At 42.1% G+C, this 25,574-nt stretch carries 27 protein-coding genes; 10 read left to right on the top strand and 17 right to left on the bottom strand.

Features of this window, described 5'->3' with window-relative positions; translation table 11 throughout:
* Positions 1–58 precede the first annotated feature (58 nt).
* From ACFQZX_RS13375 to ACFQZX_RS13360, 4 genes are all read right to left on the bottom strand, one after another.
* Positions 59–1,003 carry a bifunctional helix-turn-helix transcriptional regulator/GNAT family N-acetyltransferase gene (locus ACFQZX_RS13375; RefSeq protein WP_377116131.1) on the bottom strand — a complete coding sequence of 315 codons (945 nt, stop codon included), beginning with the start codon at positions 1,001–1,003 and terminating at the stop codon, positions 59–61.
* Between the two features lie 106 nt (positions 1,004–1,109).
* A complete protein-coding gene (gene frr, locus ACFQZX_RS13370; RefSeq protein ID WP_377116129.1) occupies positions 1,110–1,673 on the bottom strand; it encodes a ribosome recycling factor in 564 nt (187 codons plus the stop codon).
* A gap of 211 nt (positions 1,674–1,884) precedes the next feature.
* A complete protein-coding gene (locus ACFQZX_RS13365; RefSeq protein WP_377116127.1) occupies positions 1,885–2,283 on the bottom strand; it encodes an RNA recognition motif domain-containing protein in 399 nt (132 codons plus the stop codon).
* A 149-nt stretch (positions 2,284–2,432) separates the two neighbouring features.
* Positions 2,433–2,885: a 3-oxoacyl-ACP synthase gene (locus ACFQZX_RS13360; RefSeq protein WP_377116125.1), complete on the bottom strand. Its 453-nt coding sequence runs from the start codon at positions 2,883–2,885 to the stop codon at positions 2,433–2,435.
* Positions 2,886–3,150: 265 nt separating this feature from the next.
* Here ACFQZX_RS13360 and ACFQZX_RS13355 point away from each other — a divergent pair, with 265 nt between their 5' ends.
* Complete coding sequence (locus ACFQZX_RS13355; protein ID WP_377116123.1) at positions 3,151–3,336, top strand: hypothetical protein; 186 nt, start codon at positions 3,151–3,153, stop codon at positions 3,334–3,336.
* On the opposite strand, the gene ACFQZX_RS13350 is transcribed toward ACFQZX_RS13355, so the two are convergent.
* Positions 3,333–4,472, bottom strand: a complete 1,140-nt coding sequence (locus ACFQZX_RS13350; RefSeq protein ID WP_377116121.1) for a CapA family protein — start codon at positions 4,470–4,472, stop codon at positions 3,333–3,335. The two genes, ACFQZX_RS13355 and ACFQZX_RS13350, sit on opposite strands and share 4 nt — an antisense overlap.
* Positions 4,473–4,532: 60 nt before the next feature.
* Positions 4,533–5,120, bottom strand: coding sequence for a C40 family peptidase (locus ACFQZX_RS13345; RefSeq protein ID WP_377116119.1), 588 nt, complete (start codon positions 5,118–5,120; stop codon positions 4,533–4,535).
* A 440-nt stretch (positions 5,121–5,560) separates the two neighbouring features.
* On the opposite strand from ACFQZX_RS13345, the gene pdhA reads away from it, so the two are divergent.
* From pdhA to ACFQZX_RS13320, 5 genes are all read left to right on the top strand, one after another.
* A complete protein-coding gene (pdhA, locus tag ACFQZX_RS13340; protein ID WP_377116117.1) occupies positions 5,561–6,556 on the top strand; it encodes a pyruvate dehydrogenase (acetyl-transferring) E1 component subunit alpha in 996 nt (331 codons plus the stop codon).
* Positions 6,557–6,598: 42 nt separating this feature from the next.
* Positions 6,599–8,269 (top strand): pyruvate dehydrogenase complex dihydrolipoamide acetyltransferase, encoded by a 1,671-nt coding sequence (locus ACFQZX_RS13335; RefSeq protein WP_377116115.1) that lies wholly within the window; start codon positions 6,599–6,601, stop codon positions 8,267–8,269.
* 121 nt (positions 8,270–8,390) lie between these two features.
* Positions 8,391–9,167 (top strand): M90 family metallopeptidase, encoded by a 777-nt coding sequence (locus tag ACFQZX_RS13330; RefSeq protein WP_377116113.1) that lies wholly within the window; start codon positions 8,391–8,393, stop codon positions 9,165–9,167.
* 121 nt (positions 9,168–9,288) lie between these two features.
* Positions 9,289–9,861, top strand: coding sequence for an RNA polymerase sigma factor (locus ACFQZX_RS13325; protein WP_377116111.1), 573 nt, complete (start codon positions 9,289–9,291; stop codon positions 9,859–9,861).
* Positions 9,851–11,170: a carboxypeptidase-like regulatory domain-containing protein gene (locus ACFQZX_RS13320; RefSeq protein WP_377116109.1), complete on the top strand. Its 1,320-nt coding sequence runs from the start codon at positions 9,851–9,853 to the stop codon at positions 11,168–11,170. Before ACFQZX_RS13325 ends, ACFQZX_RS13320 begins: the two co-directional genes overlap by 11 nt.
* Positions 11,171–11,183: 13 nt before the next feature.
* On the opposite strand, the gene ACFQZX_RS13315 is transcribed toward ACFQZX_RS13320, so the two are convergent.
* From ACFQZX_RS13315 to ACFQZX_RS13270, 10 genes are all read right to left on the bottom strand, one after another.
* Complete coding sequence (locus tag ACFQZX_RS13315) at positions 11,184–11,906, bottom strand: DUF4197 domain-containing protein (RefSeq protein WP_377116107.1); 723 nt, start codon at positions 11,904–11,906, stop codon at positions 11,184–11,186.
* A 70-nt stretch (positions 11,907–11,976) separates the two neighbouring features.
* Positions 11,977–13,005, bottom strand: coding sequence for an inorganic phosphate transporter (locus tag ACFQZX_RS13310; protein WP_377116105.1), 1,029 nt, complete (start codon positions 13,003–13,005; stop codon positions 11,977–11,979).
* Between the two features lie 23 nt (positions 13,006–13,028).
* The gene (locus ACFQZX_RS13305) at positions 13,029–13,679 is read right to left on the bottom strand and encodes a DUF47 domain-containing protein (protein ID WP_377116103.1); all 651 of its coding nucleotides are present in this window, start codon (positions 13,677–13,679) and stop codon (positions 13,029–13,031) included.
* A 50-nt stretch (positions 13,680–13,729) separates the two neighbouring features.
* Complete coding sequence (locus ACFQZX_RS13300) at positions 13,730–14,794, bottom strand: sensor histidine kinase (RefSeq protein WP_377116101.1); 1,065 nt, start codon at positions 14,792–14,794, stop codon at positions 13,730–13,732.
* Positions 14,795–14,843: 49 nt separating this feature from the next.
* Positions 14,844–15,374, bottom strand: coding sequence for a YceI family protein (locus ACFQZX_RS13295; RefSeq protein WP_377116099.1), 531 nt, complete (start codon positions 15,372–15,374; stop codon positions 14,844–14,846).
* A gap of 57 nt (positions 15,375–15,431) precedes the next feature.
* Positions 15,432–16,739, bottom strand: a complete 1,308-nt coding sequence (locus ACFQZX_RS13290) for a carbohydrate porin (RefSeq protein ID WP_377116097.1) — start codon at positions 16,737–16,739, stop codon at positions 15,432–15,434.
* 10 nt (positions 16,740–16,749) lie between these two features.
* Complete coding sequence (locus ACFQZX_RS13285) at positions 16,750–17,409, bottom strand: HD domain-containing protein (RefSeq protein ID WP_377116095.1); 660 nt, start codon at positions 17,407–17,409, stop codon at positions 16,750–16,752.
* Between the two features lie 57 nt (positions 17,410–17,466).
* Entirely contained in the window at positions 17,467–17,706 is a 240-nt protein-coding gene (locus ACFQZX_RS13280) for a helix-turn-helix domain-containing protein (RefSeq protein ID WP_377116093.1), read from the bottom strand.
* A gap of 232 nt (positions 17,707–17,938) precedes the next feature.
* Entirely contained in the window at positions 17,939–18,433 is a 495-nt protein-coding gene (locus ACFQZX_RS13275) for a hypothetical protein (RefSeq protein WP_377116091.1), read from the bottom strand.
* Positions 18,434–19,606 carry a THUMP domain-containing class I SAM-dependent RNA methyltransferase gene (locus tag ACFQZX_RS13270; protein ID WP_377116089.1) on the bottom strand — a complete coding sequence of 391 codons (1,173 nt, stop codon included), beginning with the start codon at positions 19,604–19,606 and terminating at the stop codon, positions 18,434–18,436.
* An 82-nt stretch (positions 19,607–19,688) separates the two neighbouring features.
* Here ACFQZX_RS13270 and ACFQZX_RS13265 point away from each other — a divergent pair, with 82 nt between their 5' ends.
* Positions 19,689–20,051 (top strand): DUF3127 domain-containing protein, encoded by a 363-nt coding sequence (locus tag ACFQZX_RS13265; RefSeq protein ID WP_377116087.1) that lies wholly within the window; start codon positions 19,689–19,691, stop codon positions 20,049–20,051.
* Between the two features lie 119 nt (positions 20,052–20,170).
* On the opposite strand, the gene ACFQZX_RS13260 is transcribed toward ACFQZX_RS13265, so the two are convergent.
* Positions 20,171–21,049 carry a T9SS type A sorting domain-containing protein gene (locus ACFQZX_RS13260; protein ID WP_377116085.1) on the bottom strand — a complete coding sequence of 293 codons (879 nt, stop codon included), beginning with the start codon at positions 21,047–21,049 and terminating at the stop codon, positions 20,171–20,173.
* 142 nt (positions 21,050–21,191) lie between these two features.
* On the opposite strand from ACFQZX_RS13260, the gene ACFQZX_RS13255 reads away from it, so the two are divergent.
* From ACFQZX_RS13255 to ACFQZX_RS13245, 3 genes are all read left to right on the top strand, one after another.
* Positions 21,192–23,012 carry a sensor histidine kinase gene (locus ACFQZX_RS13255; protein ID WP_377116083.1) on the top strand — a complete coding sequence of 607 codons (1,821 nt, stop codon included), beginning with the start codon at positions 21,192–21,194 and terminating at the stop codon, positions 23,010–23,012.
* 88 nt (positions 23,013–23,100) lie between these two features.
* Positions 23,101–23,793 carry a response regulator transcription factor gene (locus ACFQZX_RS13250; protein WP_377116081.1) on the top strand — a complete coding sequence of 231 codons (693 nt, stop codon included), beginning with the start codon at positions 23,101–23,103 and terminating at the stop codon, positions 23,791–23,793.
* A gap of 142 nt (positions 23,794–23,935) precedes the next feature.
* Positions 23,936–25,507, top strand: a complete 1,572-nt coding sequence (locus ACFQZX_RS13245; protein WP_377116079.1) for a M28 family metallopeptidase — start codon at positions 23,936–23,938, stop codon at positions 25,505–25,507.
* The last annotated feature ends 67 nt before the right edge of the window (positions 25,508–25,574 follow it).

Genomic DNA, 25,574 nt, shown 5'->3' with positions numbered 1-25,574 from the left:
ATTCCCTTTAATTTGACATTGATGTTAATTATTGGTACCGGCAAATGGTATTGCTTTGTTACAATTCCCTTTCCATCTGGATATTACATCTTTCATAAGGGGACGGAATGCCTGTTATTTTTTTGAACCCCAGCTTGTGATATAAACTTATAGCCGGTTTAAGGATAGTGTTACTTTCAAGATATAATTTTTCGGCACCCAGTTCTTTAGCCTTTTCTATGCAAGCCTGACCGAGGGAAAATCCTATACCCATTCCTTTTGCCTTAGGCGATACAGCCATTTTGGCCAGTTCATACATGTTGTTGTCCATTTTAATAAGGGCGCATGCACCTACAGGCTCTTCATTGTATAAAGCGATAAAGATATGCCCGCCCTTATCTATAATATATTCATCAGGGTGATCAAGCGCTTTATAGTCCGATTCTTCCATTTTAAACCAGGTTGTTATCCACTCTTCATTCAGCTGCCTGAAGGCTTGCTGATGTTGAGGTGTATAATCGATGATTTGTACATGGCTTTGTTCCCGTTGCTTGCGTTCGTGCTTTACCCGGTTAAGCAGGCTTTTTTGTTCGAGCAAAAACTCCCATTCTTCAATGGCTTTCCAGATATTATACTGTGTTTCGGCCAAAGCGTTTTCTACAGCGGCGTTTACGTCGGCATACTGAACCTGTATCTGCTGATTGATCTGTAAGCCTTTATCAGTTAAGGTCAGGTAATTTTTTCGTCCGTCGGTATTGCTCTTTACTTCTTTGGCTATGCCATACTTCACCATTTCTTTAGCTATAGTACTTACTGAAGGATGTGAATGGCCAATTTCTGACGCGATTTGCATGATTGATTTTGGTTCTCCCTCGGCCAAAGCATAAAATACCGGAAACCATTTCGGGTTCATATCAATATGGTAAAGGCTATAAACCTCGCCAGCCTGTTCGCTTAATTTTTCGCTTAATCTGCGCAGACGGCTTCCCAGCGCCATCTTACCAACTTTATTGTAAAATTCCATTGTAATCTTAATTACGTAATTGATTACGCAAATGTATTACAAAATATTAATAAATAAAAAAGGGATGAATTTAATCCATCCCTTTTTACAATAATTTAAGCTGTAATTACACAGTCATGATATCTTTTTCTTTTACTTCAGCAAGTTGATCAACTTTAACTATAAAAGCATCAGTTAATTTTTGTACTTCAGCCTCGCCTGTTTTTATTTCGTCTTCAGAAACGCCTTCAGATTTCAATTTTTTGATTTTTTCGTTAGCATCTTTCCTGATATTACGGATAGCGATTTTACCATTTTCAGCTTCCCCTTTTGATTTTTTTACCAGGTCGCGGCGGCGCTCTTCAGTTAACGGTGGTACATTGATACGAATGATAACACCATCGTTTTGAGGATTGACACCCAGGTTTGCTTCTTTAATAGCCTTTTCAATAGGCGACAATAAAGATTTTTCCCATGGTTGTACCACTATGGTACGTGCATCCGGAGTGTTTACGCTACCCACCTGGCTAAGTGGTGTAGGGGTGCCATAATATTCAACTACTATATCATCCAGCATTGATGGGCTTGCCTTGCCTGCACGAATTTTGTTCAATTCGTTATCAGTATGGTTTATAGCTTTTTCCATCAATGCTTTTGCATCACTTACTTGTTTTTTAATGAGTTCGCTCATCTGATATTAATTTTTTTGACAAAAATAGTAAAAAGTATCAAAGCCGGGAGCCGCTATACCTTTTGTTAAAATAAAATTGCAGCAGGCACACTTGTTTACATCAACGCATATTGAGCCTAAAAGATAAGGCATAAAAAAGCACGCTAACAAATTTGATAGCGTGTAAGCTATAAAGGCATCGCCCAATATACGATGCCTTTATTTACTAATATTATGACCAGCGATTGTCTCTGCCGCTATCTTTTGAATAACCGCCTCTGCGATCGCCACCGCCATAGCCGCCGCCACGGTTTCCGCCGCCGCTGTAACCACCGCCTCCGCCGCGATTACCGCCGCCAAAACCGCCACCGCCTCTGCGCTCGCCGCCTTTTTTATCTTCCGCTTGGCTAACAGCAATTGAGCGGCCGCTGATTTGTGATCCGTTTAAGCCCGAGATCGCTTTTTGAGCTGCTTCATCATCCGGCATTTCAACAAATCCAAAACCTTTGCTTCTTCCGGATTCTCTGTCAATAATAATTTTAACGGTGCTTACTTCACCATAAGCTTCAAAAAGCTCTTGCAAATCTGCTTCCTGTAATGAATAAGGAAGGCTTCCAACGAATATGTTCATCAAAAAATAGTTTAATAATGCCCAGGTTGTTGCCTGTCATTTTGTTTTGTTTTTCCCAAATATAGAATAGAAATTAATCACTTGTACAAAATATTTATCAAACTAATTGTTTTTATTTTCTGAAAATAAGTGCGTTCTGAAATTTTTTATCATTTCACACTAATAATCCGGTAGTTTTTTCCATTCAGGATGAACTCATCACCGGCTTGCCGGCCCTTCAATTTTACACCAATTGGCGATGACGGGGATACAGCAAAAAAGCTTTCCCCCCGGATAGTAATGCTACCGGCGCTTACCGAGAGATAAAAGTTTCCGTTACTTGTATAAATAATACTACCGTTTTCAGCGGTTTTAGATGTGCCGTTTACAGGGATCTGGTTTAACGCTATCAATAATTTATTGCTTTCGTTCAATTGTGCCGTATGGCGGTTTTTTTCCTGTTGAGCCATTTCCCGGCCGGTTTCATATTTGTCTCCCGCGCTGCTTTTGGTATCATCCAACTGTGCCTGCTGTGCTTCTGTTATTGCCTGCCCGGCGGCTGCAATCCGCGATTGTACATAAGCAACGCATAATTGATGAAGTTTTTGTTTCAACTCGCTCATTAATTCTAACAATACTCTTTTAAGCTTACAGGGGATAATAAAAGCCCCGGGCACTCGCTGCCCGGGGACTTTCAACCTAAACCTTATCACAATGTAAATGCGAGGCACTTACAATACCTCTAACGTTATTTATTGCTAAATCATACATCGAGGCGTGCGAAAGTTACAAATTAATGATAATAACTATGCAATCAATACATACATTCTTATAAAACAAAGCAAAAATTATATGGTTAATGTGAGGTAAGTATTAAAACATAACAATATGAACCTAAAACGTACTTTTGGAACAATACTGACTGTGATTGGTATAATTGGCCTGCTTTATACAGGGGCGCAAATTATTCAGCATGCAGGTACAGCAACAACATTGATAGTGGTTGGCATCATCTCAATCATTTTCTTTTCAACCGGCATAAGCCTTATACGGAATACTAAAGACGAAGCTTAGTTGGCATTAGCCGGGGCTATATACCCCGAGTTTGATATCATTATACCGGGTTGCACAAAATCTGCCTGGGTTAGTGCTTTAATGCGCAGCATGGCGCGTTTAAGTGTATCTGGCGTAACACCGGCAAAATGATCCTGGCGGTAGGAACGGATTTCGCCATTCAGGAATTCACCTTTTTTACTGAGCTTTAGCTTAAGTAATGGTGCCAGCCCGCAAACGCCACTTACGCTTACGCCTTTATAAGTGGCAAAGTTGCCTAAACTATAGGCAATAAGGCGCTTTTTATATACTTCAATGGCACGGCCAACATGCGGCCCATGCCCGAGTACAAGATCAGCGCCTGCATCTATCGCAGCATGTGCAAACAGTTTGACATTGCCCCGGTTCTCACCTTTAAAAACCTCGGTACTATCTTTCACGTGTTCAAAATCCGCTCCTTCGCCACCGCCATGAAAAGATACAATAACCACATCACTGGCGGCTTTCAGCTCAGCAATAAGCTTTTTAGCAGCACCGGTTTGCAGTAATGGAACGGTTTGAGCATTTGGAGAGAATGCGCAGAACCCATATTTAACTCCTTTAATAGTAAAAGTTTTTGATGGATGTGTTTTGAAACCGGCTGTATGGATCCCCAAACTATCCAAAATTTTCATGGTGCTTTTGCGCCCGGCATAATCAAAATCATTAGAGTGGTTGTTCCCAACGCTTAAAAGGTTAAAGCCAGCATTTTTTAAGATACCGCCATATTCTTCGGGCATCCTGAATAAATAACCTTTGTTACGAAATTTCAATTTATAGTTTACAGGTGCGCCGGTATCAAGTAATACACCTTCGAGGTTGCCAAATGCAATGTCGGCTTTCTTAAGGTCGTTCAAGGCATATTGAAATGTACCCGTGGCTTTGTCTGCCGGTAATCCCGAGCTATCCGGATAGGATGATCCAAGCATGATATCGCCTACCGCGGCAATATTTACAGTAGTGTCATTAGCAATGGTATCCGTGTTGATATTTGCAAGCCTATCGGCTACCATATTTTTACCTTGCTTCGAAAACTGTTTGATTGCAGCCGGATGTGTGCAGGCTGCTAAAAGCATGGCAGCTACACCGGTAAAAATCAATATCTGTCTAAGTGCCATTAAGCAAAAAAATCCTCTCACTATTAAGCGAAAGGATTGATGTATTTAATTTAGGTTTAATTAGTCAGCAGGTTCTTCTTCAAATTTTTCTGAAGATTTGGAAGATGAAAACTCATCTTTAAAAGATTCTAATATACGGCCACCTTTGTAAAAGTAACGTTTGTAATAAGCTTCATCAAGGTTGCTGATGGCAACGCCACGGGAGGATGCATGAGCAAACCTGTTGTTGCCAAGGTAAATACCTACGTGTGATATTTTACGGCTGTGAATTTTAAAGAAAACAAGATCGCCTTCTTTCAAATCATCTTTGCTGATGGGGTTAACCATACTAAACATATCCCTTGAGCTGCGGCGAAGCGAAAGGTTAAACACATCGCTATATAACTGCTTTGTAAATGCAGAGCAATCGATGCCTTTTCTTGAGCTGCCTCCAAAACGGTATGGGGTGCCTATCCAGTCGTATACAAAATGAAAAAGTTTCATGTTTGATGTCGCAGACATTGCAACACCCATAATTTGCGAAAGATAATCCTTTGCTAAACTTTCTTGCTCCTCATTGTCTGAAGCTTGGTTTGGAACATTTTTTGTTTGAGCCTGTGCAGCTAAAACACTCAGGAATAATGCAATAGCAATTGTAAATTTCTTCATTTAATCACTTGATTTTGCCGAATTAGGACGACAAATGTTTCTTAAATTGGACAGTATGTCTATTGTTGAATACAAAACTATCCATAATTTTTAATTATCCAAATAAAATTTAAAAATCGTTAAAGTTTATTTTTTTAAACTAATGTTAATATTTGTTTGCGTATCGTAAAAAAAGAGATGTGAGAAGGTAGTTTATCTATGCATGCATAACTTTTTTTAGGTGAAACATTATTGTGGAAAGTATAAAACTGTCCAATACATTTATATGTATTATTGAAGCAGTATAAAATGAAATTTTGCAATTAGGTGGTGCAACAATTCTGAATGATAATAAATAACCTTTGTTGTACAATAATTCTTTACAACAAATTCGTTGCAGTTTCGGTTATTTGCAGGATATAATTAGATTTGCACTTTCTCATAGAAACTTTATTTAATAAATGAGTTCAATCGAAATAACCAAAGACACCTACCTGATGTGGTACGAGTCTATGCTATTAATGCGTAAATTCGAAGAAAAGACCGGTCAACTTTACGGTCAGCAAAAAATTCGCGGATTTTGTCATCTTTATATTGGTCAGGAGGCTGTTTTGGCTGGCGCAATGTCGGTGATCCGTCATGAGGACAGCCTGATAACCGCGTACCGCGACCACGCGCATGCCCTGGCAAAAGGTACTTCACCCAATGCTATAATGGCCGAAATGTATGGAAAAGCTACCGGCTGCTCTAAAGGTAAAGGTGGGTCTATGCACATGTTCGATAAAGAAAATAACTTTTATGGCGGGCATGGGATAGTAGGTGGCCAGGTACCACTAGGTGCAGGTATTGCATTTGCCGAAAAATTCAAGGGCACCGATAATGTTAACATTACTTATATGGGCGACGGTGCAGTACGCCAGGGTGCTTTAACAGAAACCTTTAACATGGCAGCGCTTTGGAAATTACCTGTAATTTTTATTTGCGAAAATAATGGTTACGCTATGGGTACTTCTGTTGAGCGTACCACCGCCCAAACTGATATTTATAAATTGGGCTTGCCATACGGTATTCCGTCGTCACCTGTAGATGGTATGGACCCTGTTGCTGTACATAACGCTATGGACGAGGCTGTGCAACGCGCACGCCGCGGCGAAGGCCCTACCTTTCTTGAAATGCGTACTTATCGTTTTAAAGGCCACTCCATGAGCGACCCGCAAAAGTACCGTACCAAAGAAGAGCTGGAAAGCTATAAAGCAAAAGATCCAATTGAATCTGTAAAAATTGCCATACAAAAAAATGGTTATGCTGACGACCAATGGTTTGAAGAAATAGAAGCAAAGGTAAAAGCACAGGTTGACGAGGCTGTTAAATTTGCTGAGGAGTCGCCATGGCCAGAAGCATCAGAGTTATATACTGATGTATACGTACAACAGGATTATCCTTACATCCGCGACTAACCATTTTGAAATAAAAACATCTAACAAAATTCATCACAGTATATGGCTGAAGTAGTAAAAATGCCTAAAATGAGCGATACCATGACAGAAGGCGTGGTAGCTAAGTGGCATAAGAAAGTTGGCGACAAGGTAAAATCGGGCGATGTATTAGCCGAGATTGAAACCGATAAAGCCACCATGGATTTTGAATCGTACCAGGATGGCGTATTGCTGTATATTGGTATACAGGAAGGCAGCGCGGCGCCTGTTGATGCCGTTATTGCCGTTTTAGGTAAAGAAGGCGAAGATTATAAAGCCGCTTTAGAAGGCGAAGGCAGTGCCGAGCCTGCAAAAACAGAAGAAAAGCCTGCTCCTGCTGAAGATAACAAACCTGCCGCTACTGCCGAAAAATCGGCATCGGCACAGCCCAAAGTTGATACATCAAGCATACCGGCTACGGTAATACGTATGCCATTGCTTAGCGATACCATGACAGAAGGTACTATTGAAAAATGGAACTTCAAAGTGGGCGATAAAGTGAAATCTGACGACTCATTGGCTGATGTTGCTACAGACAAAGCTACTATGGAAGTTGTGGGGTATGAAGAGGGTACGCTACTGTACATTGGTGTAAAAGAAGGTGAGGCTGCAAAGGTTAACGATATTATTGCGATTGTTGGTAAAGAAGGTACAGATATACAACCTTTACTGGATAATGCTGATGGCGGAGATGGACAGGCAACTGCACCTGCAGAAACTTCAGAGAAATCTGAAGCGCCCGCAGAGTCTAAAGGTTCACCTGAAGCTGCAAGCGGTTCTACCGCTGATGACAGCCGTGTAAAAGCATCTCCGTTAGCACGTAAAATAGCGAAAGATAAAGGCATTAACCTTAATGATGTTAAAGGCTCTGCAGAAGGCGGCCGCATTATTAAGAAAGATATTGAAGGCTATACACCATCAGCCAAACCTGCAGCTGCATCTGAAAGTGCATCAAAAGCAGAAGCTGCACAAGGCGCAAAAGCACCTGTAGTATTGCCAACCTTTACAGGCGAAGAGAAATTCAGCGAAAGGCCGGTTACCCAGATGCGTAAAGCTATTAGCCGCCGCCTGTCTGAAAGCTTGTTTACTGCTCCTCATTTCTATGTTACCATGTCTATCGATATGGATCAGGCTATTGCCGCCCGTAACAAAATGAATGAGATAGCCCCGGTTAAGATATCATTTAACGATTTTGTTGTGAAAGCCGTAGCGGTTGCTTTAAGGCAGCATCCGGCTATTAATTCATCATTCCAGGGTGATACCATACGCACTAATGAACATGTACATATTGGTGTAGCCGTTGCTGTTGACGAAGGCCTATTGGTGCCTGTCGTTAAATTTGCAGATGGCAAATCGCTTAGCCACATATCTACTGAAGTAAAAGAGTTTGCCGGTAAAGCAAAATCTAAAAAACTGCAGCCAGCAGAGATGGAAGGATCAACCTTCACTATCTCAAACCTGGGTATGTTTGGCGTAGATGAGTTTACCGCTATTATTAACACACCAAATGCCTGTATCCTTGCAGTTAGCGGTATACAGCAGGTGCCTGTAGTTAAAAATGGTGCGGTAGTGCCAGGCAATATCATGAAGGTAACCTTAAGCGCAGATCACCGTGTGGTTGATGGTGCAACAGGTGCTGCATTCCTGCAAACACTTAAATCTTTATTAGAAGAGCCGGTAAGGCTGTTGATATAATAAGCAGGAAGCCCGGAGTTGGAAGTCCGGAGTCGAAAGTCAAAAAAAGAGCGGTGGTTATCCATCGCTCTTTTTTGTTTTCAAGGTTATTTGGCAAGCTTTTTAGTTATTAACTTACATCATGATATATTTAGCCATCCTCATAGCCATTGTTATAAGTTATTCGCTGTTTCAGCGAAGAAAGAAAAGGGGCGCTTTAACACAAGTTATCTTAACCGATGACCAGAAAAAGCTGTTAACACAGCATATTGATTTTTATAATAAGCTGCCGGCTATTGATCAGGCTTACTTTGAGGATAAAATAGAACAATTTTTAGATGCGGTACATATTGAAGGTGTTGGCCTTGAGATTAATGATACCGACCGCATTATGATAGCCGCAAGTGCAGTAATACCCATATTTGGTTTTAAGGATTGGACTTACCGCAACGTTACTAACGTATTGTTGTATCCTGATACTTTTGATAAGGATTTTCAGTTTGAAGGCGATGAACGAAATATAATGGGAATGGTAGGCAGCGGTTACATGAACGGGCAAATGATATTATCGCGTAACGCCCTGCTTAAGGGATTTTCAAAAAACAGCGGCAAAGAAAATACAGGTATACATGAATTTGTGCATCTGTTAGACAAAGCCGATGGCGCTACCGATGGCATACCCGAAGGCTTTCTGCCGCATGAGTATGTAAGGCCCTGGGTGCAGATGATGCACCGGGAAATACAAAAGATCCAAGCGGGGCACTCGGATATTAACCCCTACGCCGCGACGAACGAGGCTGAGTTTTTTGCCGTAGTATCCGAGTATTTTTTTGAGAAACCAGACCAACTCCAGGCTAAGCACCCTGAGTTGTATGAACTGTTAAGCAAAACCTTTGGACAAAGCCCGGCTGTTGCCTAATAATGAATATTACCGGGGGCCATGCTTACCCAGTCTGTATTATCGGTTCATTACGTGATTCTGCGGCTTGATAACCATTTCCGTAAGCCATAAAAAAAATATATTTTGCAGTTCTTTCTTGATGAAGTTTTTTACCAAGCCAATTAAACCTGAAGATACCGACGATGAACAACTACTGGGCAGCTATCGGCGCACGCGCAATTTAAAGCTGCTGGGTAGCTTGTATGAGCGTTATATGCCGCTGGTTTATGGTGTTGCTTTAAAATATCTAAAAGAAGAGGAACAGGCGCAGGATGCTGTTATGAGCATTTTTGAAGAATTGGCACAAAAGGTGCATCAGCATGATATTCAGCAGTTCAGAAGCTGGCTTTATGTGCTTAGCAGAAACTACTGCCTTATGCAACTGCGTTCGTCAAAAAAGATGGAAACGGTTGGCCTGGATGAATTTGTGGAATTTACACCGGTTGTGCATCCTGATAGTGAGGATAGGGAAAGGGCCATTCTTGCACTGGAACAATGCCTGGATAAACTGACGCCACCGCAGAAGCAAAGCGTTAGGTTATTTTACCTTGATGAAAAGTGTTACAAAGAAGTAGCCGAGCAAACCGGCTATAGTATGAATGAAGTAAAAAGCTATATACAAAACGGCAAACGCAACCTTAAAATTTGCCTCGAAAAAAACGGTGGAAGATAAACGTGCCAACATATCGCAGATACAACAATACCTTGCAGGCAAGCTTGATGCTAAAGCTATGCACAAACTTGAACGCGAGACTCAGGACGATCCGTTTTTGATGGATGCACTGGAAGGCTACGGTAATACCGAAAGTGCCCAGGAAGCCAATTTAACTGCCTTGCACGAACGTTTAAGTACTCGTACAGGCACTAAGGTAAAACGTTTAACACCGTGGGCTCTTACTGCAATAGCTGCTTCGGTAATTGGGTTTGCCGTTGTCGTACTATTGCTTAAAAATAATGATGTAGTTCCGGCAGAATCAAGAGTTGCCATGACTCGGCCAGCTACAACTACTGCACCGCAGCCTGTTGAAAAAACAGAGCAACCGGTTCTGGCTGCTACAGGTCAAGAACAGGAACAACAAATGCAATCATCTGTACAAATTAAAAGCAGTAAGAAACTAAATAACCGTATAGCTTTTAATCAGTCCAGACAAAAGCTTACAGCCCCCCGCGCCTTAACTGAAGAAAAAGAGGTGGCAGGGCCGCCTGTTATACCAGAAGTAAAAAGCCCTGAGGTAAGCCCCCTGGAAGCAGCCGTAGCTGAAGATCTTATGGATGCAAAAAAGCAGGATACCATTTTAGGGGGAGAACATATAGCCGTTACCAATAATGCAGCAAATGTGACGGTGCTAAACAGCAAGGCAAAAGGTGCAAGCTATAAGGAACGCGACAGGCGTGGCGACGCAGCCTTAATGGGTGCAAATCTTCCGCCGGGCCTTACAGGTGTAGTGCTAAGCCATACAGACGGTTTGCCTTTGCCAGGGGCCATAGTCAAGGTAGAAGGCCGCTCTGCTGCTACACAAACCGATGTTAATGGAAAATTCACCTTGCCCAATGTTAAGAAGGATGATAAGGTTTCCGTTAACTATTTAGGCTATACCGGACAAACGCTTAATGTTAAAAGATCTGACAGTATTAAGGTAGAGCTTGAGGTAGACAAAAGCGCGCTGAGTGAAGTAGTTGTGGCAGGCTATTCAGCAAAGCGCATCAGCAACAAAGCTTACCCGGTTGGCGGGTGGAAAGCATTTAAGCGTTATCTGGATGATAAGGCTAAGCTAACCGATGGCAAAACCGGAACAGTTGGCCTGAAGCTTACAATAAGTGCAGATGGCACTATCGCAGATATTGCTGTCACTAAAAGCTTGAATACCAGGGCTGACAACAATGCCATCGACTTAATTAAAAATGGGCCAAAATGGTTGGGTAATGCTAATGGCCAACCTGAAAAAGTTGTTGTTATTGTAAAATTCGGCAACAAAGAATAGGCCTGATTACTGGTTATTTTTTCTTTCTATCGTAATAGCCAAATACTTTTTGCAACAGTGGTGTGGTACGTGCTGATAGATTTTGGCGGATGTTCAGTTCTTCGCCGGCTATTACGGTAAACAAGCCGTCAATAGCCTTTTGGGTAACATAATCACTAATGTTTGGATTGACCTTGGTAACCAGCGGGATTTTATTATAGGCGGCGGCTGCATCACTATAATATTTTGTTGCACCCACCTTGTTAAGGCTGGCTTGTATAACCGGTTTAAAATTAGAAGATAACTGCTGTGTGGTTGTACGTCTGAAATACTGCGTAGCGGCATCCTGGCTGCCTAAAAGTATATTGGTAACATCCTGGATGGTCATCTGCTTTATGGCGTTAACGAAAATGGGTTTTGCCTGGCCTGCTGCATCTTCTGCTGCGCGGTTAAGCGATAATATTACGTTATCGGCAAGTTTACCCAGTCCGATACTGCGTAAAGTGCTTTCAACCTTTTGGGCCTCTGGCGGGAATAATATTTTGATAGCTGCATTTTTAAAAAAACCGTCTACCGCTGAAAGTTGATCGGAACTTTTGCCGGTACCCAGCTCAAGCGCTTGCTTTAACCCATTGCTTATTTCCAAAGATGTTGGATTGCCATATTGTTGTACAGTATTTTGTGCTACCTGATTAAGTGTATCGCAGCCGGATAAGCCTATAAAAAGAAACGGGATAAGTAAAAGTATTTTTTTCATGTGGCTATAAATAAAAATTGCCGCCAACGGCAGCAATTAAATTACAAAGAAGCGCAATAAATGTTTGCTGTTACCAGTGCCTTACAACAAGGTAGGCCAGGCCTGCAAGCAGTGCTGAGATAGGAATGGTAATTATCCATGCCCAAATCAGGTTAATGGTTACCCCCCAGCGTACTGCCGATACACGTTTGGTTAAGCCAACGCCGATAATTGAACCGGTGATGGTATGTGTGGTTGATACCGGGATACCAAAATTTTCTGTTATAAAAAGGGTAATAGCGCCAGCGCTTTCTGCAGCGACACCCTCTAACGGGGTAACCTTGGTGATTTTTGTACCCATAGTTTTTACGATCTTCCATCCGCCGGACATGGTACCAAGGGCAATAGCAGTGTAGCAGGCTATAGGTATCCAGTTTGGCATTGGTGTACCGGTTGTTATAATATCCTGAGACAGCAAGGCTACATATATTATACCCATTACCTTTTGTGCATCATTACCACCGTGGGCGAAGCTTAACGCTGCCGACGATACCAACTGCCCGCTTTTAAACCATTTTTCGGCTTTTGCAGGGCGCGCATTTTTGCACAGGTGCAAGATCAGGATAGTTACAACGTAGGCAATAAAAAGCCCGATAAACGGAGCCAGAAAGATATATGCTATAGTGGTTAATACTACTTTGGTATTTACAGCCGTAAAAGCATTGGCGCCCATTAGCAGGGCGTTGGTCATGCCGGCACCGGCAAATCCGCCGATCAGCGTATGCGAAGAGCTTGAGGGTATACCAAACCACCAGGTTATTAAATTCCAGGTTATGGCAGCTATCAGGCCCGCCAGCACCACATGTATGTTGATGTATTGTATCAAAACGGTTTTGGCAACTGTATTGGCAACCTCAAAATTACCACCATGAAAGCCCCAGTACCTAACGGCAATGTAAGCCAGGAAATTGAAGAACGCTGCCCATAATACTGCCTGAAAAGGCGTTAATACCTTAGTTGAAACTATTGTGGCTATAGAGTTGGCTGCATCATGAAAACCGTTGATGAAATCAAAAATAATTGCAAGGCAAACTACAGTAACAAGAAGTATGGTAACCATTTAAAAAATGTTAGATGATTTGCTTACGCGTTTTTAATTAATATTGATTCCATTACATTTGCTGCATCCTCGCACATATCTGTAGCGGTTTCAAGTGCAGATAGTATTTCTTTATATTTTATCAGGCGGATGGCATCTGTTTCGTAAAGGAATAAGTCGGCAACGGCACGGTCAAATACATAGTCGGCCTGGTTTTCAACACTGTTAATGCGGATGCAAGAGTCTGCAATCGCACGTACATTACGCAGGTCTTTCAACTCACGTACGGCTTTTTCCAGGTCATTAGCTGCCTGCAGTATCAGTTCAGATAATTTGCGGATATGCTCATTAAAATCATCTATTTTATACAGGTTCATGCGGTTGGCGGCGCCATGTATATAATCAGCAATATCATCAATAGCTGTAGCCAGTGTATGGATATCCTCACGGTCAAAAGGGGTAATGAAGTTTTTACCCAGTTCAAGATATACCTGGTGTGTTAATTCATCGCCTTTGTTTTCAAGCTTGTCAATCTGCCTGAAAAGTTCTTCCCTTGTAGCCGGGTTATTTGAGTTAACTGCCTCAACCAATACAGTAGACATAGCTACTACGTTGCTTGCTGCCTGCTCAAATAAAGGGAAAAATGTTTTTTTGTCCTTTGGTACAAAATACTGAAATATACTGTTAAGTGACATTTTGACTTGTTAAATTTCAGTAAAGGTACGGTTGTAATGTTAAGTTAATGTTAACTTTTTAACACTGGGATATTGGGAAACGGAAGGGTTTGCTTGGCAATTTGCAGTGTAAATCCAAATGTAGAACCTAGGCCTTCGGTACTGCGTACATTGATAGTTTGCTGATGCGCTTCTATAATATGCTTAACAATGGCCAAACCAAGGCCAGAGCCGCCTATTTGCCTGGAGCGGCTAGTGTCTGTACGAAAAAAGCGCTCAAACAGGCGTGGGAGATACTTTTCTTCAATGCCTATGCCATCATCGGTAACTTCTATCAATACCTGGTCGTGCAATACAAATAAACTTAGCGATGTGTTACCGCCTTCTTTCCCGTATTTAAAAGAATTATCAATCAGGTTCACTAAAACCTGCCTTATTTTTTCGCGGTCGGCATTTACAAAAATACCTTCATCGTATTTTTGTTTAAACGTTAATTTAATATTGTGTTGCTTGCTTTTCAGTTCAAGCGATTCAAAAACCTCTTTTATCAGATCATTGATCTTAAATTTGGTATAGTTAATGGGTATCTCGCCGCTTTCAAGTTTTGATATCTCGTCCAGGTCGGTAATCAGGTAGCTTAGGCGGTCGACATTTTTAGATGCTTTTTCTAAAAACTGGGCAGCCATTTCCTTGTCCTCAAACCCATCATCCTGCAATGCCTCAATGTATCCCTGTATGGCAAAAAGCGGCGTCTTAAATTCATGAGAGATATTTGACAGAAAATCGCGACGAAACTTCTCCTGTTTTCTTAACTCATCAATCTCGGTTTTCTTTTGCTTTGCCCATTCTTTTACCTCGTGCTCCACATCATTGATCGGGTCGGCAGAAACATGCTCGCCAAGCGCATCGCGCAAGTCGCGCCCGAGTTTAAGGTTATGTATAAGTTTATAGATAAGTTTAATTTTTGAGTAGATGTACTTTTCTATCAGGTAGTAAAAAACAATATAACTGGTAATAAAGGTAACCAGGAAAGTCACCATCATATCGTACCATTTATGCTGAAAATAATAGTTTACAGCCGAAAGAGTAATAGCAACAGCTGCAGCATTTATTAAAATGAGAACGCGCAATTTCATAACATAAAGATACTATAAAACCACGCGTAGAGGTATTAAAATATTGTTATTATTTAGCGGTTTCGGCTTCAATATTTACGGTCACTTCATCGCTCATAGTCATGCTGTTGCCGCCTATGCCAAAATCCTTACGGTTGATTTTAAAGCTGCCTTTAAAAAGGTGCCCGTTGCTTAGTGTGGTATAAGTAAATGGTACCTCAACCAATTTGGTTTTATCTTTAATAGTGAGGTTGAAAAAACCTGTAAATCCATTGCCTTTTTTCCTGAACGAGGTGGACGACATGGTTATCCTCGGATATTTGTCTACATCAAAATAATCCTCATTTTTTAGGTGATTATCGCGCATGGAATTGTCGGTATTGATAGATGCAGCTTCTGCAACCGCTTCAATCTTGCTCCCTGCAAGCTGTGCAGGGTCAAACTGCACGTTAGCCTGTACCTTATCAATTGTACCACCGGTTTTAATACCAAGGTTTTTTAGTTCAAAGCTGATCTTTGATTTGGTGATATCATTTGCCGATTGTGCAAAAGCACCTGCAGTGCTAACAAATAATATAATAGCTGAAAAAAAAGTCTTCATGTTGCTAATAGGATGATTTTAACGCTTTAAGGTTTAATTGCTAATTTTTATAAGCCATTAAAACTCCACATGCGCCCTTAATGAAAGCACATTAACTGGTCCGCGGGCATGATTATAGGCTGGGTTGGCAATAAACTCGTAATCAGGAGATAGCCACAATTTATGTTGATAAGCGTTAAGTTTATAATAAAGTTCAGCTATCAGTTCCGGCGAATAATCGAGCGCGCCATCGCCGATGATAAAGCCATAGCCACCTTCTGCAAGGTAATCACGATGATCTCGTGAGATGCCATTGCCCACAAATGCCAACCCCAGTTCATCATCCGCACGATGCCATGAACTGCCCCTGAGTACCGCTCCTAAACTTAAAGATCGGTCAATCTCTGTGAATGCCCAGGTTTGGGTCTTTCCATCATTATAACTTGCTTTAGCAAATACGCCAAAGTCATTGGTTAAATACTGGTCGGCACTAATGCTAAAGCCATACTTATGCCTGCCATAGGCCTGTGTAGCATCAACGTCCGGTGCCGCTGGATTTGAGTTGAATGCCTGCCGGTATACGCCCATTTTACCGTTGTTTCTGAATGCTAACAACCTTACGGTACCGTTGTGGCCATCAAGTGTATAGCGTTTCTCATATTCCAGGGTTTGCGTGTTGGCGCGTCCAAGGCGCTCATCCCAGATAGCACCGTTGGCAGTGGTAGTGGTCATGGTAAAGGCAAAGCGCAGCGCCCAGTTGGGTTGGCCAAGTTCGGCAATTGCACCAAACACATAGCCTCGCGTGTTGGCCGGGTAATCCCAGGCGGCATTATCCATCAGGCTCCAATTCATGAATTGCGAACGGGCATCATGGCTAAATTCATTTCCATCAAAAAAATCGGCCATGCCAAACTTGCCGGCTGTCAGTTTCAGGTATCTTTTGCTTTTCCATCCACCAAGCTGATTTACATCGTCATTCACATATTCCTTATCGCTACCCCAATCAAATGTTTGGGTAAAATACAGGCGCGCTATGTATATCTTAGGCTCGGCACCACCAACTCTAAAGGTTTCGCCGTTTGGAAAGCCGGCAATGCCCAATGTTTTACTTAAACCAGAGCCCCCAGACATCTCCGGATTAAAATACGCTTCGGCACCTTTCCATAACCGGGCCCCGCCGAAGAGTGTGGTTGTTAGCGAGGTTTGTGTTTCCTGATTAGTGATAAGGCTGTTGTTGCCGGTATACGAAGCGCTGAAAGCCGGTTTATACTGCGAGATGATAGTTTGCTGGAAATGCACATTGAAGCGCTGATTTAACGAATCCTGGGCATAGCAAAGCCTTGTTAACAATATTGTTAACGATAATAATAGAAGAGATTTTTTCATGATTAAAAGCTTAAAATAATGAGGGCAATGATATCTCGCTGTAAAATTGCTTTAGGAATTGCTCCATAAACTCATGCCTTTCCATCGCCAATCTTTTACCTTCGGCAGTGTTCATTTTATCCTTAAGTAACAAAAGTTTCTCGTAGAAATGATTGATGGTAGGGGCCGTTGAGCTTTTGTACTCCTCTTTAGACATATTGAGGTTAGGTTCAATTTCGGGATTATAGATCTCCCTGTTTTTATGGCCACCATACGCAAAAGCGCGTGCAATCCCGATAGCGCCTATAGCATCAAGGCGATCGGCATCCTGCACAATGGCCAGTTCAGGCGAGTGAAAGCCCGATTTGTTAAAGCTGGCCTTGAACGACATATAGCGTATAATTTGCTGCACGTGTTCAATAGTTTGTGCATCTGCATCAATGGTTTTTAAAAAGTTTCCTGCTGTTTGGGGGCCAATTTCTTCATCGCCATTGTGAAATTTGCTGTCAGCAATGTCATGCAACAAAGCGGCCAGTTCTACAACAAGCAGGTTGCAATCTTCTGCTGCCGCAATGTGCCTGGCATTGGTCCAAACCCGGTTGATATGCCACCAATCGTGCCCGCTTTCAGCATTTTTAAGGGTGTCCTTTACAAAAGATACCGTTTTATTGATGATAATATCATTGTTCATACTTACAGTTGCTGCTGTAAATATAAAGCATTGTTTTTTAAGGTAAGCTTTAAAAAATCAGGCTGCCTCAGCATTATCAGCCATAATGAGTTCAGTTAATTCGGCACCCAGGATCTCTGCTATCTGGAAAAGGCGTTCTACAGTGATTTTAGTATATCCCAACTCGATTTTGCTATAAGCGTTTTGTGATATGTTAAGTTTTGCGGCCAGATATTCTTGCGTATAATTCATCTCTTCGCGCCGGCTGCGTATGTTAGCCGCTATTGCTTTAACCTTTTTGCTCAGCGTATTATTCATTAGTATTAAACAATTGTGACATCGCTATACTAACGAGATTAATTTAATTGCGGATTTTAGAAGTTACATTTAAAATTAAATTTTTTTCGGCATAAGGATTTCCTTGATGCTATGCAATATAAACCGTAATGATGTGCCGTTATTTATGAATAAATAACAGTGGATAAGCCTGTAAAATAAAAAGGGGCTGCAATATTAATCTGCAGCCCATTTATTAACATCTTAAATAACCTTATTTTAAGTCATACTTAACCACCACAGTAGGCAGCAAAGTAGCCGAGTTGAGCGGTATTTGGTCGTTCGCTAAAATAGGCTTGCGTTTCTTGTAGAATTCGTATGCTGCCTTTTGTACATCAGCCTGGTTGGTTGACGGGCTGTTATAGCTGATGGAAAATGGTATGATAAAATCATGGAATTTTTCCTTATCAGGGATGATCCATTTTTTGGTTGATTTTTTTAATGCTTCAATCACTGGCATGGTCAGCACGTAATCGTCGGCATAATAAATCACTATTTTTTGCAGGTTACCGTTTATATCTGCAGTAAATTTAAACACGGCAACGCCCGATGCTTTTTTTGCTATCATTTCGGGGCTTATAGCAATACTGTCCTTAAAAAAACGGTTCATGATCAATGCCCCTCCCTGGAATGGAAAAGCTAACTCCTGCTGCGCTTTGCAGTAAACCGATGATGCTAATAGTAATGCTATTACAAGTATTTTTTTCATTTATTGTTCTTTTTGTTCTCGTTTGCTGCCTTCGTACAGCTCATATTCAAATAAGCGGCAATCCAGCTTGCCGTTGTAAAATTCAATCTTTCGCGATGCTTTTAAACCTATTTTCTTAGCCAGGTCCGGGTTCCCTGTAAATACATAGCCCCGATAACCCAGGCATTTCTTTTTCAGAAAATCGCCTATGCGTTTGTAAGTAATTTCCAGTTTGGTATGAGTGCCTAAACGCTCGCCATACTCCGGGTTGAACATCACAACGCCGCTTCCTTCAGGCACATCGGTTTCTTCAAAGTCACAAACGTCAAAATCTATCAAATGTTCTACACCGGCGGTGTTTGCATTGCGGCGGGCCACATCGACAGCATCAGCCGAAATATCAGTAGCAATTATTTTAAAGCTCACGGCCTTCTTCGCTTTATCCTTAAGCTTGCGGCGTTCGGTAAAAAACACCTGCTCATCATAACCTATAATATGCATAAAGCCATAATTCATTCTGAACAGGCCCGGATGCTTATCTGTTGCCAATAAAGCGGCCTCGATAGCCAGCGTACCCGAGCCGCACATGGGGTTAATAAAATGGCTGTTACGGTCCCAATTGGTAGCAATGATGGTTGAAGCAGCCAAAGCCTCGAGCATGGGGGCTTTGCCCGGTATTTTTCGATAGCTGTGCTTAGCCAAAGTTTCGCCGGAAGTATCCAGAAAAACATCAGCTTTATTGTCCTGCCAGTAAAGGTGCACAACAGTTTTGTTAACATCGGCTCCGGAGTTTGGGCGGATGCCTTTTTTATCTTTAATTCTGTCAACAATAGCGTCCTTAACCTTAACGTTGGCAAAAAGCGGGGTGGTGATGTGCTTGTTGTTAACATTGGATGTTACCGAAAAATAGCCGGTAAAATCAATCAGCTCTTCCCATTCAATTTTTACCAGTTCGTTGTATAGCTCCTGCGGATCTTCAGCTTCAAAGCTTTTCAGCAGGTAAAGTATCTGGCTGGCACAACGCAGGTTTAAATTTAGCGGGATGGTATCAGTGATGTTTCCCTGCAGCTCTACGCCGGTAGAAAAAACGCGTGTTGGCTTGTACCCAAGGGCTTCAACTTCCTGTTGCAGATATGGCGAAAGCCGTTTATTGCAGGTGATAATGATCTTACTTTCAGTGTGGAAAACTTGCATAATAATTCTGCGAATTTATGAATTAAATACGCCGCTATTTAATTTTAGGTTATTAACTTTACATTTTAAATATTTCTGAATTATGGAAGTTAAAGGTAAGGTACATGAAGTGTCGGCTACCCAACAGGTTACCGAGTCGTTAAAGAAGAGAGAATTAATACTTGAATACATAGAAAACCCTCAATATCCGGAATACTTAAAATTTGAGGCCATACAAGACCGCTGCAACCTGCTTGACAGTGTAAAAGTTGGCGACGATGTAGAGGTGTTCTTTAATCTTAAAGGCCGTCCCTGGACGGATAAAACAGGCAAAAAAACATATTTTAACTCCCTGCAGCTTTGGCGCGTTAATGTATTAGGCGGTGCTGGCAGCAGCTCTGCACCTGAATATGCGGCACCTGCAGATATCAGCTCTGCACCTGATGATGACGATCTGCCGTTTTAATTAGTTGGCAGTTTTAAGTTTGCAGTGAGCAGGCAAAAAATTAAAGCCCTTTCGAGTATCGAAAGGGCTTTGTTATTTTTCAAACGGCTAACCGCCAAATACTGACTTCAAACCGCCTACTATTCTTTTATTATCTTTTTAAGCGCAACCTTATTACCTTGTTTAATCTGTAGATAGTAAACACCATTAAGCGTTAGGTCAAACTTTTTAGTGAAACCGGCCGACGAGATTTTATCTGCCCATAGTTGTTTACCGTTACTGTTGGTAAGTTTCAATTCTGCAGCGCCGGGGGAAGGTAAGGTCAACGTCAATATGGTTTTACCGGTACTGAATTCGTAACTCAAATTAAGATCGCTAACCTCCAGCGTTGCTTTACCTGCACCGGTAAGTTTTTTAAGCTTTTCTGCATCAGCATCATTTACACTATAACTAATAGTAGTGCTGATGCCATCATTATCCGTATTGCTGTAATTAAAATTTTGAGAGTTGCGGTTTCTGAAATTAAAAGAATGATCCGGCCCGTGAGGCATTAGTTTATTGATATGGTTTTCTAAAGGAGGCAAATCGTTATCAAAGCGATAAGTAAAAGCCCCTTCGCTACCGTTCAGTTTTTTAAGCCGCACACGTACTTGTGTGCTGTCATTCTCTTTAACTGCGGCGTTAACTGGTTTTTCAACGTTAGTTCTTATTCTTCTTTCTATAATTACATTCTTATTCGCTTTGGTGTCAGCTTGTATAGAGATGGTAGCGTTAGATTTTGCAAACGTTTCGGGAACCGGTGGAGGAGTGGGTATGTCCTGGATAGCGGCAAGCGCTTCTTTTCGTTCGCCTTCAGACAGTTTCTTAATATCAACTCCATTAACGGTGGTATCAGTATTGATAATCTTAATGCTGATCGTTTTTTTGTTTTGCGAAAATACAAGCAAAGGCAATACAAGTATACCCATCAGGCTCAAGGTAAACACAAATTCAAATCCCGGTTTATTAATTATTTTCATTACTATGATTACTGCTGAGGTGAGTTTTATGATACAAAGTTATAAAAGAGTTATTAATCAAGTTGTTAAACACATATGTGCATTTGTTAAAAATTGTTAAAAGCATTCCGGGGCTGCTATTTTCAGATATTTTTGTATTTGCATGAAAAAAAGAAGCATAGGTTTAATTATAGGGTTGATGGGTTTTGCGCTGCTTGGGGTAGTTGCCATGCAATTATACTTTTTGCGGCAATCTTATCAGATGCAGTCGGAGTTGTTTAACCAATCGGTTAACGAGGCGCTTAACAGCGTGGTAAGTAAAGTTTCAAAGCAGGATGCCATCAACTTTTTAAATGCAAAATCGCAGCGTATTTTTACTATCAGCCATATAAACGCCGGTGATAAAAAAACAGAGATCAGTATCAACGGGCAAAAGTATCCGGCAGATGATTCATTAAGCATTGTTAAAAAGCAAAGTAAACGGATGCAGAAACTGGCTATGCTGCGGGATAGCCTTAAACGCATGATCATGCATAAAAAGGCCGACGATGAGATCAATAGCCTGATGCAGCAGGGATCGGTAAACTTAAGGATCCGCATTGAGGAGTTTACCGATGAATATGGCGATGTCCATGGCCGGTTCATCCCTGAGATTGTGAAGACGCCACCGCGCCCAAAACGTAAATTATATAAGTACGATACCCTTTATGCAACCTACATCGACCCGCAATTTGGCAAACAGGTTATTTCTGCCAGACAGTTAAACCCGCTTTGGGTGCGCGAGCAGCAGCGCCTGCAAAAAGAAAAGCAGCTTTCGCAGGTTAAAAAAATGCTTGAGGCCGATTCTATTGCTAATTTACCAAGCAAGCAAAAGGCGCCTTCTAATGTTATTGCCAACCTGGCCGAAGAATACCGTAAATCTGACGAGCCGCTTGATAAGCGCATCAACCCTTTATGGATAGATTCGTTGTTGCGTTTTGAGCTGCATAACCGCGGCATATTTTTGCCTTTCAGCTACGAGGTGAGCACCGCCAGTAGCGATTCGCTTATCTTTTCAAGCGCTATGGATACCAAGGGGCAAAAGCCGGTGTTTATTCCCGCCAACACCTATCAAAAGGCCATTTTCAGTAACGAACTGATCAACGACCCCGGTAAAATAAAAATATCATTTCCGCAAAAAAACTCGTTCATCTTAGGCAACATGACGGCTACCATGAGCACAACCGCAGGCCTGCTCTTCGTGCTGATATTTTGCTTTGGCTATACCATCTTCTCTATCATCCGGCAAAAGAAGGTATCTGAGATGAAGATAGATTTCATTAACAACATGACCCACGAGTTTAAAACTCCGGTATCAACCATCATGATAGCCAGCGAGGCCCTTAAAGACGACGAGATCGCTGAAGATAAAAACCGGGTTGCAAGGCTGGCCAATGTGATTTACGAAGAGAACGTAAGGTTAGGCAGCCATATAGAGCGTGTACTGAACATAGCCCGTATAGAGAAAAACGACTTTAAGCTTAATAAAAAAGAGATTGATGTTAACGAGATGATAACCGTTGTGCTGGATAGCATGGCGTTAAAAATTCAAAAGTACAACGCGGTTACTCATCTTCATCTGGATGCGCATAACCCGGTAATCATGGCAGATGACCTGCATTTTAGCAACGTACTGTACAACCTGATAGATAATGCGCTGAAATACAGCAAAGAGGCGCCCGAAATAACCATAAGCACGTTGAACAAGGCCGGGCAGCTGATCATAAAAGTTGCTGATAAAGGTATTGGCATGAGCCGCGACCAGCAGACAAAGATATTTGAGCAGTTTTACCGGATACCAACCGGTAACCTGCATGATGTAAAAGGCTTTGGCCTGGGCTTAAGCTATGTGAATACGATTGTAAAAAGGCTGGAAGGCATAATAAGCGTACGGTCTGAAAAAGATAAAGGATCTGAGTTTGAATTAAAATTTGGCACATTGTAACAAGTGCTGAAGCTTAGCGTCGTATAATAAGTATCATACCTGATAAATGATTGGGGTTTGCTTTTGGCAGGCATCCTGACTAACATATATGAAAAAAATATTACTTGTTGAAGATGACCCGAACCTGGGCTTGCTGCTGCAGGACTATCTGCAGCTTAAGGGAAAGTTTGACGTAACCCTAAGCCCCGACGGAGAAGAAGGCCTGCGCGCTTTCACAAAACAAACTTACGACCTGGTAATATTGGATGTGATGATGCCCAAAAAAGACGGGTTTACCTTAGGTAAGGATATACGAAAAGTAAACCCGCAGGTGCCAATTATTTTTGCTACCGCCAAAGCCATGATTGAGGATAAGACCCAGGCGTTTAACCTTGGCGGCGATGATTACATTACCAAGCCTTTTCGCATCGAAGAACTGTTACTGCGTATAAACGCTTTATTGAAGCGCGCTGAAAACGCGGATAAAAAAACACAGGATTCACCTTCACAATTTCAACTGGGCAATTATAATTTTGATTATACCTCACAGATGATCACCCATGGAGATCAGATCCAGAAATTATCAACCAAAGAGGCGGAGCTGCTGCGCCTGCTGTGTTTAAAAAGAAATGAAGTGCTCACCCGCGAAGAGGCGCTATTGAACATCTGGCATGACGATAATTATTTTAACGGTCGTAGCATGGATGTATTTTTAAGCAAAATAAGAAAATATTTAAGGGATGACCCGTCTGTCGAGATCATTAACGTGCATGGCAGGGGGTATAAGCTGCTGATAAATTAAAAAAGTGTATTTCCGGGATTAGATTAATTTCCAGCCTCTATCGATTATTTCTTACACGTGTAACAACTTTGTTAAACCGAAGTGTAGCTTTTTACAATGCTAATTGAATAAGTTTGTTTGTTGTTAAACTAACTGACTCATTATGAAATTAAAACTACTTTACACTTGTTTGGCGGTAACGGGTTTGGCGGGTACTGCTTTTGCGCAGGAAACCGTTGATCAGGCCGCTATTTCAAAAATTCGCGAGGAGGGCTTAAACCACTCCAAAGTAATGGAAACCGCATTTTATTTGACCGATGTATCCGGGCCGCGACTGGCAAATTCACCGGGTTTGAAAAAAGCGCAGGCATGGGCGGTTAACCAACTGAAGAGCTGGGGACTTGCAAATGCAAAATTAGAGCCGTGGGGTAAATTCGGTAAAGGCTGGGAAGTGCAAAAAAATTATGCTGCCATTACCGTACCTTACTATCATGCCATTATAGCGATACCAAAGGCATGGACACCCGGAACCAACGGCCCGATAAAAAGCGAAGTAATATTGGTTAAAGCCGATACGACTACTGATCTGGACAAATACAAAGGTAAGCTTGCCGGTAAAATAGTGATATTTGACACGCAAAACACTTTAAAACGCATAACCAAGCCCGATCTGGAACGCTATACCGACGAGCAGCTTGCCGAAATGGAAGCTGCTAAACCACAACAACGGGGACAACGCCGGGCATTTGACCCTAACTCGCCGCAGTTTGCTGCAATGCGTAAAGCAAGAGCAATGCGTGCCGCTATCAGCCAGTTTTTGGTTGATGAGAATGTTGGTTTGATACTGAGCCAGGGCCGTGGTACAGATGGCACTACATTCACCACAAACGGTGCATCATACGCTGATACAGCAAAAGCCGTTGCGCCAGAGTTGGAAACCAGCGGCGAAGATTACCTGCGCATACTGCGCCTGGTTAAAGCCGGACAGAAAGTTGAAATGGAAGCCGATATTAAAACCCGGTTTATTACTGATGACCTGCAGGGTTATAATGTGATTGCCGAAATACCCGGTACTGATAAAAAATTGAAAGACCAGGTAGTTATGATAGGCGGTCACCTTGATTCGTGGCACGCTGCAACCGGTGCAACCGATAACGCCGCAGGCAGCGCTGTGATGATGGAAGCCATGCGCATTTTAAAAGCCACGGGCTTTAAACCAAAACGCACCATCCGCATTGCATTATGGAGTTCGGAAGAGCAGGGTTTATTTGGCTCGCGCGGTTATGTGGCAGCCCATTTTGGTGACCCTAAAACAATGGAACTTAAACCGGAGCAAGCTAAGCTGGATGCCTATTACAACCTTGACAATGGTACCGGTAAGATCCGCGGTATTTACCTGCAGGGCGACAGCGCAGCAGGCCCGATATTTAAAGCCTGGTTAGCGCCGTTTAAAGATCTGGGTGCAACAACCGTTACAATTGGCAACACGGGCGGTACCGACCACCTCTCGTTTGATGCGGTAGGTATACCGGGCTTCCAGTTTATACAGGATGCGATGGATTATGGTACCCGTACCCACCACAGCAACCAGGACACCTACGACCGTTTAAGCGAAGATGACCTTAAACAGGCAGCTACCATTGTAGCATCGTTTGTTTACAATACATCCGAGCGTAAGGATATGATACCACGTAAAGAACTGCCGAAAGCACAGCCCCCGCGCGGTACCAACTAATAAACAAAAATAGCGATGAGAAATCATCGCTATTTTTGTCAGCTTCAACCGATGGAGCGTTTGCTGG

This window comes from Mucilaginibacter litoreus (assembly GCF_042676805.1).
In the GTDB taxonomy this organism is placed as follows: domain Bacteria; phylum Bacteroidota; class Bacteroidia; order Sphingobacteriales; family Sphingobacteriaceae; genus Mucilaginibacter; species Mucilaginibacter litoreus.
The sequence above is the reverse complement of the archived record's forward strand: the minus strand, read 5'-3'. Positions and strand labels throughout refer to the sequence as shown.